Source organism: Nocardioides sp. (assembly GCF_047607365.1).
Lineage (GTDB): Bacteria > Actinomycetota > Actinomycetes > Propionibacteriales > Nocardioidaceae > Nocardioides.
In genome coordinates this window covers 1-12,238 of record NZ_JASGDD010000182.1, presented here as the reverse complement: position 1 = coordinate 12,238, position 12,238 = coordinate 1, and the positions used below count along the sequence as shown (strand labels likewise).

Sequence of the window (12,238 nt, the reverse complement as noted above, 5' to 3'; positions counted from 1 at the left end):
CGCCTTCGGCCCCGACGGGCCGCGCTGGGTCCCCGCGGGCCCCGCGGCCGACCACCCGATCGAGGTGACGGCCGGCGCCCCGGCGCCTGCCGCGGCCGGGGCGACCACCGACACGACCACCGAGACGGCCTGAGGGATCCTGAGGACATGACCGCACCGCTCGGACCGCTCGACAGCTCGCTCACTCCCCGATTCGCCGGCCCGGCGACCTTCGCCCGCCTGCCGCGGCTCGACCAGGTCGAGTCGGCGGACATCGCGGTGGTGGGCGTGCCGTTCGACACCGGCGTCTCCTACCGCCCGGGCGCGCGCTTCGGCCCGGCCCACATCCGGGAGTCCTCGAGACTGCTGCGTCCCTACCACCCGGGGCTGGACGTCGCGCCGTTCGAGATCGCCCAGGTCGTCGACGCCGGCGACATCGCCGTCAACCCGTATCACATCCCCAGCGCCCTGGAGACGGTGCAGGAGGCCGCCTCCGACCTGGCCGCGAGCGGCACCAGGCTGCTGACGATCGGGGGCGACCACACCATCGCCCTGCCGCTCCTGCGTGCCGCCGCCGAGCGGCACGGGCCGGTCGCGATGGTCCACTTCGACGCTCACCTCGACACCTGGGACACCTACTTCGGAGAGCCCTACACCCACGGCACGCCCTTCCGCCGGGCCGTCGAGGAGGGGCTGCTCGACACCGAGGCGATCAGCCACGTCGGCACCCGCGGACCGCTCTACGGCAAGAGGGACCTCGAGGACGACCGCCGGTTCGGATTCGGGATCGTCACCTCGGCCGACGTCTACCGGAAGGGGGTCGACGAGGTGGTGGCCGGCCTGCGCGACCGCCTCGGCGCGCGGCCGGTCTACCTGTCGATCGACATCGACGTGCTCGATCCGGCCCACGCGCCCGGCACCGGCACCCCCGAGGCCGGCGGCCTGACCAGCCGCGAGCTGCTGGAGGTCCTGCGTGGCCTCGCGGGGCTGAACGTGGTCGGCGCGGACGTGGTGGAGGTGGCGCCGGCGTACGACCATGCCGAGATCACGGGCATCGCGGCCGCCCACGTGGCCTACGACCTGATCGCGCTGATGGCGCTCACCGGTCAGGGCTGAGCGGCCTCCGGACGGCGCGGGATCATGAGGCACACCACCGCCGCGCCGAGGCAGAGGATGCCGGCGGTGATCCAGGCGCCGAGGTAGGTGCCGGTCGCCTGCCGGGTCCAGCCGGCGAAGCTCGCCGCGACGCCGGCGCCGACCATGTGGGAGGCGAAGACCCAGCCGAAGACCACGCCCGAGCGCTCCAGCCCGAAGTGCTCGCGGCACAGCGCGACCGTCGGCGGCACCGTGGCCACCCAGTCGAGCCCGTAGAAGAGGACGAAGAGGAACAGGCTCGGGTGGATCGCGTCGCCGAGCAGCTGGTCGACCCACAGCAGCGACAGCCCGCGCAGCAGGTAGTAGACGAACAGCAGCAGCCGCGGGTCGATCCGGTCGGTGAGCCAGCCCGAGGCGATCGTGCCGACGATGTCGAAGACGCCGATCAGCGCGAGCAGCCCGGCCGAGGTCGTCTCCGGCATCCCGTGGTCATGGGCCGCGGGGATGAAGTGCGTCCCGATCAGCCCGTTGGTCGACCAGCCGCACACCCAGAAGCTCGCGAAGAGCGCCCAGAAGGTCCAGCTCGTCGCCACCTGCCTCAGCGTGACCAGCGCCAGCCGCGCGGCGCCTGCCGTGGGCTGGATCGGCACCGGCAGCGTCCCCACCTCGCTCCCGTACGCCGTCACCCCGAGGGATGCGGGCGAGTCCCGCATCACCAGCCAGGCGATCGGGGCGAGCAGCAGCGCGAACGCCGCGACGAGGCCCGCCGCCCACCGCCAGCCGGGACCGTCGGCCAGGGCGGCGATGGCGGGGAGGAAGACGAGCTGGCCGGTCGAGCCGGCGGCGGAGAAGACGCCCGTCACGAGGCCGCGGTGCGTGACGAACCACCGGTTGGCCACGATCGCGCCGAAGACCAGCGCCAGCGCGCCCGTCCCGACGCCGACCGCGAGGCCCCACAGCAGCCAGAGCTGCCACGCGCTGGTCATCACCAGCGTGAGCCCGGAGCCGACGGCGGTGAGGACGAGGGCCATCGGCACCACCCGCCGCACGCCGAACCGGCCCATGAGCGCGGCCGCGAACGGCGCGGTCAGGCCGTAGACGATGAGGTTGAGCGAGACGGCTCCGGACGTCGCGCCCCGGGACCAGCCGAAGTCCTCCTCGAGCGGCTCCAGGAGGGCCCCGGTCGAGGAGCGGAAGCCCGCGGCCGCCACGAGCGCCAGCATCGTGACCGCGGCCACCGCCCACGCCCGATGGGCCCGCCGGCGTACGCGAGGGGCGTCGGCGAGCGTCACGGCGGTCATTGTCCTCGATTGGGACGGAGGCGGCGAGCGGGTTAGCGTCTCCGAATGCCTGAGAAGAACCTGATGAAGAAGAAGCTCTCGCTGCGCCTGGCCGCGCTCGGCTCGGCGCTGATGCTGCTGCTCCCGCTCGCACTGCTGACCGCCTCGCCCGCGCAGTCCTACCCCTGTGGCCGGGTCAGCGGATGCACGTCCTTCGAGCTCGTGTCCGCCGGCGCGCACTACAACTGGTATCCCGTGCTCTCGCGCTACGAGTTCAAGGGCGGCCGCACCGCTCCCCAGCAGTGGAAGCTGACCGGCAACGGCCGGCAGTACCAGCAGAACGGGATGCTGACGATCGTCGCCAACGGCGGCGACCACGCCCGTCCCGTGGCGTCGACCTGGAGCACGATCTCCAAGGTCACCGGCCGCTGGGAGTCGCGCATGCGCACCCGCACGTACGCCGGCGCCGCTCCGTTCCGCGTCCAGCTGGCCCTCATCCCCGACGACAGGGCCGAGCGGCACTGCGGCGCCCAGGAGATCACCTTCCTCGACTACCGCCCGTCGAAGAGCTCGACCGCCGGGTTCTCGGTCAACACCCTCCCGAACCACACCTTCGCCTACAAGAAGCAGCTCGGCCGCAAGGTCGGCGGCGACGAGTGGCACGTCTTCGGCGTCGAGGTGACGACCAAGCACATCGCGTGGTTCGTCGACGGCCGCGTCGCCGCGATCGAGAAGCGCCCGGCGGCGCTGTCCGGTGTCGCGCTCAAGATGCAGGCCCGCCTGGTGCCGACCGACGGCGCGAAGATGGAGAAGACGCGGCTGCAGCTCGACTGGGCCCGCTACTGGACCATGAAGAAGAAGGGCAAGGCGCTCGGAAAGGCCGCCCAGCCCACCCAAAAGGTGAATAAGAAGGCCTGCTAAGGGTTACCGTCCTGTGGTGATGCTCACACGACGTGCTCCAGTCCTGGCCGTGGTCCTCGCGCTCTGCGCGGCCCTCTTCGCCGCCGCTCCGGCGACGGCGAAGAAGGGGTCGTGCGGACGCGCGTCCGGCTGCACGAAGTTCGAGCTCATCCACGCCGGCTCGACCTACGCGTGGTATCCCGCCGCCGTGCGCAACGAGTTCAAGTCGCGCGAGGGCGCCCACAGCCTCGACGGCTGGAGCAAGACCGGCAACGGCCAGTGGCTCGGCGGCGCCCAGGCCAACGGCCAGCAGGGCATCATCAGCGACTACGACGGCGGCGACGTCTACACCGACATGTCGCGCAGCTGGGTCAACGGCCGCTGGGAGGTCCGCTTCCGCAGCCTCTCCCAGCGCGACCCCGGCCAGACCACGCAGGCCATCCGCGAGAGCGACGGCAAGCTGCACGACTACCCCGTGCAGGACGCCGGCATCCGCATCGAGCTGGTGCCCGCCGGCACCGAGACGCAGCGCTGCTCGCCGACGAGCGTCCTGCTGTCCGGCTACCACCCGACCGACGGCAAGAGCACCGCCATCGGCGTCAACGCCCCCGACGCGACGTACGCCGGCACGGAGACGGCCTGGTCGCAGTTCGGCGACCTCAGCTATCACCGCCACTGGACCGGGCCGACCGAGTCGAAGAAGTCGGCGTGGCACGTCGTCGGCGTGCAGCTGACCTCCACCACCATCACGTGGTTCCTCGACGGCAAGGTGACCTACCGCGCGCCTCGTCCGGCCTCGACCAGGAACACCGCGTTCCACCTGCGCCAGAGCGTGCTCGGCGGCGACCCGGCGAACGGCCACACCGTGACCACCCGGGCGATGATGGACTGGGCGCGCTACTGGACGCTCAAGCGGACGACGAAGAACAAGAAGAAGCTCCGGGCGCTGGCCAACGCTCCGCTGCTCGCCGGCTCCTCGTCGACGACCGTCGGTCCCTGCTGAGGCGTCCGGGCGGGGCACTCACCGCCCCACCGGGCACCGCGCAGCCGCGCACTCAGCTGCGGTGGGGTCCGACAGGAGAGCCGTCCGTGCGGGAGTCACCAGCAGTCACGTGCGCTGCGGCAGGCGGCGGCGGTAGGCGAAGTCGGCGATCGCACGGCCCTCGGCGAGCCCGCGGCGCTCGAACTTGGTGAGCGGCCGCTCGGCCCAGCGCTCGACCGCTCCCCCGGCGAGCAGCGGCTCGTCCGCCATCACCGCGGCGATGTGCTCGGCGTAGTCGGCCCAGTCGGTGGCCAGCCGCCAGGTGCCGCCCTCCGCCAGGCGCTCGGCGGCGGCGTGCACGAACGGCTGGTTCACCAGCCGGCGCTTGTGGTGGCGCGCCTTGTGCCACGGGTCGGGGAAGAGCGTCCACAGCTCGGTGATCGAGCCGGGCGCGAAGAGCTCCCGGATCGACCAGGCCGCGTCGACGGTGCACAGCCTGACGTTGGTGACCGGCCCCGTGGCCGCACCGACCGCCTCGAGCCTGGCCAGGGTGTCGGCGACCCCGGGCAGCCAGACCTCGAAGGCGAGCACGTTCACGTCCGGATGCGCCTCGGCGTACGCCGTCGCGGTCTCGCCCACACCGGAGCCGATCTCGACGTAGAGCGGCGCCTCGCGCCCGAACCAGGCGGCGTTGAGGTCGAGCGGCCCCTCGATGCCCTCGACCGCGTCGGCGCCCTTGACCCACCGGCCGGCGAGCCGCTCCCACGCCTCGGCCTGGCGCTTGGTGAAGCGGCTCCCCCGGCGGCTGTAGGAGAGGATCTCCCGCAGCGGGCGCCCGTCCTCGCCGAGCCGGACGTTCGGACGGGCCTCGGGCGAGGCGTTCCGGGACCGGGCCAGCTTGCCGAGCCGGTCGTGGGAGCTCTCCGTCATGTCCTCAGTCTCTCGTGGTCCCGAATCGTGCATGTGCGGGGTTTCGTCGCCAGGCGGATGACGAAGGCCCCCGGGGAGTCCCCGGGGGCCTTCGGTGAAGCTCGGATCGCTCCGCTCACGCCGGGCGGACGAGCAAGCTCGCCGCCCTCACGCTCACTTCGTGATCTTGGTGACCCGGCCGGCGCCGACGGTGCGGCCACCCTCGCGGATGGCGAACCGCAGGCCCTCGTCCATGGCGATGGGCTGGATGAGCTCGACGGCCATCTCGGTGTTGTCGCCGGGCATGACCATCTCGGTGCCCTCGGGCAGGGTCACGACGCCGGTCACGTCAGTCGTACGGAAGTAGAACTGCGGACGGTAGTTGTTGAAGAACGGCGTGTGACGGCCGCCCTCCTCCTTGGAGAGGATGTAGACCGAGGCCTCGAAGTTGGTGTGAGGCGTGGTGGTGCCGGGCTTGATCACGACCATGCCGCGCTCGACGTCCTCGCGCTTGGTGCCACGGAGGAGCAGGCCGACGTTCTCGCCCGCCTGGCCCTCGTCGAGGAGCTTGCGGAACATCTCGACGCCGGTGACGGTCGACTTCTGCGACGTGGTGCGGATGCCGACGATCTCGACCTCCTCGCCGACCTTGACGATGCCGCGCTCGATGCGACCGGTGATGACGGTGCCACGACCGGTGATCGTGAAGACGTCCTCGACGGGCATGAGGAACGGCTTCTCGGTGTCACGCTCGGGGGTCGGGATGTACTCGTCGACGGCGGACATGAGCTCGAGGACCGACTCGCCCCACTTGGCGTCGCCCTGCAGCGCCGGGAAGGCGGCAACGCGGACGACCGGGATGTCGTCGCCGGGGAACTCGTACTCGTTGAGGAGCTCGCGCACCTCCATCTCGACGAGCTCGATGAGCTCCTCGTCGTCGACCATGTCGCACTTGTTGAGCGCCACGACCAGGGCGGGGACGCCGACCTGGCGGGCGAGCAGGACGTGCTCACGGGTCTGCGGCATCGGGCCGTCGGTGGCGGCGACCACGAGGATCGCGCCGTCCATCTGGGCCGCGCCGGTGATCATGTTCTTGATGTAGTCCGCGTGACCGGGGCAGTCGACGTGGGCGTAGTGACGGCCCTCGGTCTGGTACTCGACGTGCGCGATCGAGATGGTGATACCGCGCTGACGCTCCTCGGGAGCCTTGTCGATCTCGTCGAACGGCGTGAACGGGTTGATGTCCGGGTAAGCGTCGTGCAGGACCTTCGTGATGGCCGCCGTCAGCGTCGTCTTACCGTGGTCGATGTGACCGATGGTGCCGATGTTGACGTGCGGCTTGGTCCGCTCGAACTTCGCCTTAGCCACTGTGGGCTCCTCCTGTGTGGGTTTCTTGCTCTTGACTCGTACTAAAGGGTGATGCCACTGACTCGTGGGGACAAATCCCCGGAGTGCCCCGAACCGGGACTACTCGCCGCGAGCCTTCTTGATGATCTCGTCGGCGACGTTCGTGGGAACCTCGGCGTACGAGTCGAACTCCATCGAGTACGACGCCTGACCGGAGGTCTTGGACCTCAGGTCGCCAACGTACCCGAACATCTCGGACAGCGGCACGAGGGCGGACACGACGAGGTCGCCGTGGCTCTCCTCCTGCGCGCGGATCTGGCCACGACGGGAGTTGATGTCGCCGATCACGGTGCCGAGGAAGTCCTCGGGGGTCGTGACCTCGACGGCGAACACCGGCTCCAGCAGGACCGGCTTGGCCTGGCGGGCGGCCTCCTTGAAGGCCTGGATGCCGGCGATCTTGAACGCGAGCTCCGAGGAGTCGACGTCGTGGTAGGCGCCGTCCTCGAGCGTGACCTTCACGTCGACCATCGGGTAGCCGGCGAGCACGCCGAACTCCATGGCCTCCTGGGCACCCTGGTCGACCGACGGGATGTACTCGCGCGGGACGCGACCGCCGGTGACGGCGTTGACGAACTCGTAGCCCGCACCCAGGCCGGTCTCGGGGTCGACGTTCGGCTCGATGCTGATCTGCACCTTGGCGAACTGGCCGGAGCCACCGGTCTGCTTCTTGTGGGTGTAGGTGTGGTTCTTGACCGCCTGGCGGATGGTCTCGCGGTAGGCGACCTGCGGCTTGCCGACGGTGGCCTCGACGCGGAACTCGCGCTTCATCCGGTCGACGAGGATCTCCAGGTGGAGCTCGCCCATGCCGGAGATGATGGTCTGGCCGGTCTCCTCGTCGGTCTTGACGACGAAGGTCGGGTCCTCCTCGGCGAGCCGCTGGATCGCGACGCCGAGCTTCTCCTGGTCGCCCTTGGTCTTCGGCTCGATGGCGACCTCGATGACCGGCGCGGGGAAGGTCATCGACTCCAGGACGACCTGCTGCTTGTCGTCGGACAGCGTGTGACCGGTGCGGGTGTCCTTGAGGCCCATGACGGCCACGATCTGGCCGGCGCCGACCGACGCGATCTCCTCACGCTTGTTGGCGTGCATCTGGTAGACCTTGCCGATCCGCTCCTTGCGGCCGTTGCTCGTGTTGAGCACGGTCGCGCCGGCGGCCAGCGTGCCGGAGTAGACCCGGACGAAGGTGAGCTTGCCGAGGTGGGGGTCGGCGGCGATCTTGAACGCCAGCGCCGCGAGCGGCTCGTCGGCGGACGGCTTGCGGATGACCTCGTTCTCCGGGGTCTCGTCGGCGTTGGGCTTGTGACCCACGATCGCGTCGACGTCGAGCGGGCTCGGGAGGTAGTCGACGATCGCGTCGAGCAGAGGCTGGACGCCCTTGTTCTTGAACGCGGTGCCGGTGAGGATCGGGTTGAGCTTGTCGGCCAGCGTGGCGCGACGGATGGCGGCCTTGAGGGTCGGCACGTCGAACGTGTCGCCGTCCTCGAGGTAGACCTCCATGACGTCGTCGTCGGCCTCGGCGAGGGTCTCGACGAGCTTCTCGCGGTACTCCGCGGCCTTGTCGGCCAGGTCCGCGGGGATCTCCTCGACGACGTAGTCCTCGCCCTGCTTGGTCTCGCCACGCCACACCTTGGCGTTCATCTCGACCAGGTCCACGACGCCGATGAAGTCGCCCTCGGCGCCGATCGGGATCTGGAGGATGAGCGGGGTGGAGTTGAGCTTCTGCACGATCGAGTCGACGACGCGGTAGAAGTCCGCGCCGGTGCGGTCGAGCTTGTTGACGAAGCACATCCGGGGGACGGCGTACTTGTTGGCCTGGCGCCACACGGTCTGCGACTGCGGCTCGACGCCGGCCACGCCGTCGAAGACGGCGACGGCGCCGTCGAGGACACGCAGCGAGCGCTCCACCTCGACGGTGAAGTCGACGTGACCGGGGGTGTCGATGATGTTGATCTGGTGCTTCTTCCACCAGCAGGTCGTCGCGGCCGACGTGATCGTGATGCCGCGCTCCTGCTCCTGCTCCATCCAGTCCATGGTGGCCGCACCCTCGTGGACCTCACCGATCTTGTAGGAGATGCCGGTGTAGAAGAGGATGCGCTCGGTGGTGGTGGTCTTGCCGGCGTCGATGTGCGCCATGATGCCGATGTTGCGGACGGTCTTGAGGTCCGTGGTGATGTCGACAGCCACTGTCTTTGGATTCCTTAGGACTGGGGAGATGGTCTGGTGGAGTACGCCGTCCGACCGGTGAGCCGGACGGCGTACTCAAGAGGTCACCAGCGGTAGTGCGCGAAGGCCTTGTTGGACTCGGCCATCTTGTGCGTGTCCTCGCGCTTCTTCACCGCGGCGCCGAGGCCGTTGCTGGCGTCGAGGATCTCGTTCATGAGGCGCTCGGCCATCGTCTTCTCACGACGGTCGGAGGCGTAGCCGACGAGCCAGCGCAGCGCGAGCGTGGTGCCGCGCGTGCCCTTGACCTCGACGGGGACCTGGTAGGTCGCGCCGCCGACGCGGCGGGACTTGACCTCGATGGCCGGCTTGACGTTGTCCATGGCGCGCTTGAGCGTCAGGACCGGGTCGGTGCCGGTCTTCTCCTTGCAGCCCTCGAGCGCGGCGTACACGATGCGCTGGGCGACCTGCTTCTTGCCGTCCTTCAGGACCTTGGAGACGAGCTGGGTGACGAGCTGCGACCCGTAGACGGGGTCGACGTCGATCGGGCGCTTCGGAGCGGGACCCTTGCGAGGCATGTCACTTCTCCTTCTTCGCGCCGTAGCGCGAGCGGGCCTGCTTGCGGTTCTTGACACCCTGGGTGTCGAGCGTGCCGCGGATGATCTTGTAGCGAACGCCGGGCAGGTCCTTCACACGACCGCCGCGGACGAGCACGATGGAGTGCTCCTGAAGGTTGTGACCCACGCCGGGGATGTAGGCGGTGACCTCGACGCCGGAGCTGAGGCGCACGCGGGCGACCTTGCGGAGGGCGGAGTTCGGCTTCTTGGGCGTGGTGGTGTAGACGCGGGTGCAGACGCCACGGCGCTGCGGAGACCCCTTCAGGGCAGGCGTCTTGGTCTTGGACGCCTTGTCCTGGCGGCCCTTGCGGACCAGCTGGTTGATGGTGGGCACCGGGTGGTTCCCTTTCTGTTGCGGATATCTCTCCGAGGCGCCGTGCCAGGGAGGTGGGAATGCCTGGACCCCATCCAGACACAAGAGACAAGCCTACCGGCGGGCCGTCGAGGGGGTCAAAATGTCACCAACGCCTTCCGGAGGCCGCTCAGGGACCCCTCGCGCAGGCGTGCGTAGAGGGTGACGGCGAGAGCGACGCCGAGGAGCACGAGGCCCCCGCCGAGCCAGAGCGTCCACCGGGCGCCGTACTGCTCGCCGATCCAGCCGATGATGGGCGATCCGATCGGGGTGCCGCCCTGGACGACGGTCATGTAGAGGGCCATCACCCGGCCCCGCATGAGGGGGTCGGCGCTCAGCTGCATGGTCGAGTTGGCGCTGTTGAGGAGCGTGAGGGTGCAGAACCCGATCGCCGGGCTGAAGGCCGCGAACATCCAGTACGACGGCAGCGACCCGGCCACGATCTCGGCGACGCCGAAGCCGGTCGCCGCCAGCGCGAGCAGGCGCAGCCGGATCCGCACCCGGCGGGCGGCCATGAGGGCGCCGGTGAGCGAGCCGATCGCCATGGTCGAGCCGAGGAGGCCGAACTCGCCGGCGCCCTTGCCGAACACCTCGGTCGCCATGAGCGCACTGGTGAGCTGGAAGTTCATCCCGAACGTGCCGGCGAAGAAGACGAGGATGAGGACGAAGAGCATCGCCGGCCGGCCGGCGACGTAGCGGATGCCCTCGACGAGGGCACCGCGGCCGAGCACGCGGGACAGCGGGGTGTGGAGCAAGGCGGGGTTCATCCGGCGGAGCTGGACGATCACCGCCAGGTAGGACACCGAGTTGAGCGCGAAGACCCAGCCGGTCGCCTCCTGGCCGCTCCCCCACGCGGCGATGAGGAGCCCGGCGAGCGCCGGACCGAGGATGCGGGCCACGTTGAAGCTGGCCGAGTTGAGCCCGACCGCGTTGGTCAGGTCGTCGCGGTCGACCATCTCGGAGACGAACGACTGCCGGGCGGGAGCGTCGAAGGCCGAGCCGACGCCCAGGCCGAGGGCGCAGAGGTAGACCAGCCACAGCGAGGAGTGGCCGGTGATCGCGGCGATCGCCGAGACGAGCGAGAAGAGCCCCATCGTGGCCTGGGTGAGCTGCAGCAGGACGCGCTTGGGAAGGCGGTCGGCCACCACCCCGGCGTACGGGGTGAGGAGGAGGACGGGGAGGAACTGCAGCCCGGTGACGATCCCGACCGCGTCGCCGCCGCCGTGCAGTGGCTGCAGGACCAGCCAGTCCTGCGCGACGCGCATCATCCAGGTGCCGGTGTTGGAGACCACGCTCCCCGCCACGTACAGGCGGTAGTTGGGATTGCGCAGCGCGCGGAACGTCGGGGACACCGATAGGGAAACTATCGGATCGGGTGGGTCATTCCCTCATCGCGAGGACCGCCGGCGCCGCCACCGCGCGAGCTCCCAGCCGAGCAGGCCGATGCCGACGCCGGCGAGGCTCGCCCACAGCCACCAGGACCGGTCGTGGTCGGCCAGGGTGCCGGCGAAGGGCAGCAGCGCGACGAAGGCGACGGCCCAGGCGATCGTCCCGGCCAGGAAGGCACGGACGACGTCGACCGGCTGGTGATCCATCGACGTCCGTCCGGTCAGAAGGACTCGAGGAGCTCGGGGGTGAGGTCGTCGACCACCGGCTCGGGGAGCGGCTGCGGCTCGTGCCTGCGGGCCAGGCGGACCTCGGAGTGGGCGCCGCAGCCGTGCCCGAAGGCGACGACGCGGCCGTCGTCGTTGGCGTCGCGGTTGGCGCACACGCCGAAGGAGAGCGACAGCGTGCCGGAGAGCCGGACGAGGAAGCCGCAGCTGCTGCACGGGTGCGGCGCGGACTGGGCCAGCGGCGAGCCGGGGCCGCCCTGGCCGCTCCACCAGCGCTCGGCGGTCTGGTCCAGCCCCTCCGGGCCGAGGGTGCGGACCCGGCCGAGGCCGAGGTCGGCGGCGACCTGCTTCACCTGGGCGCGGGCGTCGGGGCTGAGGTCGTCGTCGCCGAAGGAGTACGTCGGCACCAGCCGCGGGTCCTCGTCGGAGACGGGCAGCAGGTCGCCCGGCGAGAGGTCGCCCGGCTGGATCCGGTCGCGGTAGGGCACCCACGCGGGGGCGGTGATCGCCTCGACGCCGGGCAGCAGCACCACCTCGTCGACCGTGGGGGCCGCCCCGTCGAGCACGGCGAGGGTGACGGACCACTGCCAGCCGACGTACCCGGGCTTCTGGGCACGGAAGTAGTGCGTGCTGACGGTGCCGTCGGCCGGATCGTCGCCCGCGGCCTCGACGGTGCGACCGAGCCACTCCCCCACGCCGGTCTCGTCGGCGAGGGCCGCGCGGGCCGCGTCGACCTGCGCCTGAGGGGCGTCGGTGGTGAGAGTGGGGCTGGTCACGCCGGCCATCATCCCTGATCCGGCGCGGCCCTGTCAGGTCGGGGTGGGAAGCGCGGATGCGGGCGCACTTGGGAAGATGGCCGGGTGAGCGACGAGGAGGTCCGGTCCGGCGACGGCCGTGCGCGTGCCGCCCAGGCCGCGCACGCGGCGGGAACGGCGGCCCGCGGG

At 70.5% G+C, this 12,238-nt stretch carries 12 protein-coding genes; 3 read left to right on the top strand and 9 right to left on the bottom strand.

Annotation, left to right across the window (positions count from 1 at the left end; genetic code table 11):
- The first annotated feature begins 147 nt into the window (after positions 1–147).
- Entirely contained in the window at positions 148–1,095 is a 948-nt protein-coding gene (gene speB / locus QM572_RS14015; protein ID WP_415094123.1) for an agmatinase, read from the top strand.
- On the opposite strand, the gene QM572_RS14010 is transcribed toward speB, so the two are convergent.
- Positions 1,086–2,366, bottom strand: coding sequence for an MFS transporter (locus QM572_RS14010; protein ID WP_415094121.1), 1,281 nt, complete (start codon positions 2,364–2,366; stop codon positions 1,086–1,088). The genes speB and QM572_RS14010 overlap by 10 nt on opposite strands.
- A gap of 54 nt (positions 2,367–2,420) precedes the next feature.
- On the opposite strand from QM572_RS14010, the gene QM572_RS14005 reads away from it, so the two are divergent.
- The gene (locus QM572_RS14005) at positions 2,421–3,275 is read left to right on the top strand and encodes a hypothetical protein (protein ID WP_415094119.1); all 855 of its coding nucleotides are present in this window, start codon (positions 2,421–2,423) and stop codon (positions 3,273–3,275) included.
- 16 nt (positions 3,276–3,291) lie between these two features.
- Positions 3,292–4,257, top strand: a complete 966-nt coding sequence (locus QM572_RS14000) for a hypothetical protein (RefSeq protein WP_415094117.1) — start codon at positions 3,292–3,294, stop codon at positions 4,255–4,257.
- A gap of 105 nt (positions 4,258–4,362) precedes the next feature.
- Here QM572_RS14000 and trmB read toward each other — a convergent pair whose 3' ends face one another.
- The 8 genes from trmB to QM572_RS13960 all read right to left on the bottom strand — a co-directional run bounded on the left by trmB (position 4,363) and on the right by QM572_RS13960 (position 12,079).
- Positions 4,363–5,166 carry a tRNA (guanine(46)-N(7))-methyltransferase TrmB gene (trmB, locus tag QM572_RS13995; protein ID WP_415094115.1) on the bottom strand — a complete coding sequence of 268 codons (804 nt, stop codon included), beginning with the start codon at positions 5,164–5,166 and terminating at the stop codon, positions 4,363–4,365.
- A 153-nt stretch (positions 5,167–5,319) separates the two neighbouring features.
- The gene (gene tuf / locus QM572_RS13990; protein WP_415094113.1) at positions 5,320–6,513 is read right to left on the bottom strand and encodes an elongation factor Tu; all 1,194 of its coding nucleotides are present in this window, start codon (positions 6,511–6,513) and stop codon (positions 5,320–5,322) included.
- A gap of 99 nt (positions 6,514–6,612) precedes the next feature.
- The gene (fusA, locus tag QM572_RS13985) at positions 6,613–8,685 is read right to left on the bottom strand and encodes an elongation factor G (RefSeq protein WP_415094125.1); all 2,073 of its coding nucleotides are present in this window, start codon (positions 8,683–8,685) and stop codon (positions 6,613–6,615) included.
- Positions 8,686–8,819: 134 nt separating this feature from the next.
- Positions 8,820–9,290 (bottom strand): 30S ribosomal protein S7, encoded by a 471-nt coding sequence (gene rpsG, locus QM572_RS13980; RefSeq protein ID WP_415094111.1) that lies wholly within the window; start codon positions 9,288–9,290, stop codon positions 8,820–8,822.
- Between the two features lies 1 nt (position 9,291).
- On the bottom strand, positions 9,292–9,663 hold the full coding sequence (gene rpsL, locus QM572_RS13975; RefSeq protein WP_017932867.1) for a 30S ribosomal protein S12: 372 nt from the start codon (positions 9,661–9,663) through the stop codon (positions 9,292–9,294).
- Positions 9,664–9,779: 116 nt separating this feature from the next.
- Positions 9,780–11,033 carry an MFS transporter gene (locus QM572_RS13970; protein WP_415094109.1) on the bottom strand — a complete coding sequence of 418 codons (1,254 nt, stop codon included), beginning with the start codon at positions 11,031–11,033 and terminating at the stop codon, positions 9,780–9,782.
- 36 nt (positions 11,034–11,069) lie between these two features.
- Positions 11,070–11,276 carry a DUF2530 domain-containing protein gene (locus QM572_RS13965; protein WP_415094107.1) on the bottom strand — a complete coding sequence of 69 codons (207 nt, stop codon included), beginning with the start codon at positions 11,274–11,276 and terminating at the stop codon, positions 11,070–11,072.
- Positions 11,277–11,290: 14 nt separating this feature from the next.
- Positions 11,291–12,079 carry a DUF3027 domain-containing protein gene (locus tag QM572_RS13960; RefSeq protein ID WP_415094105.1) on the bottom strand — a complete coding sequence of 263 codons (789 nt, stop codon included), beginning with the start codon at positions 12,077–12,079 and terminating at the stop codon, positions 11,291–11,293.
- Positions 12,080–12,238 lie beyond the last annotated feature (159 nt).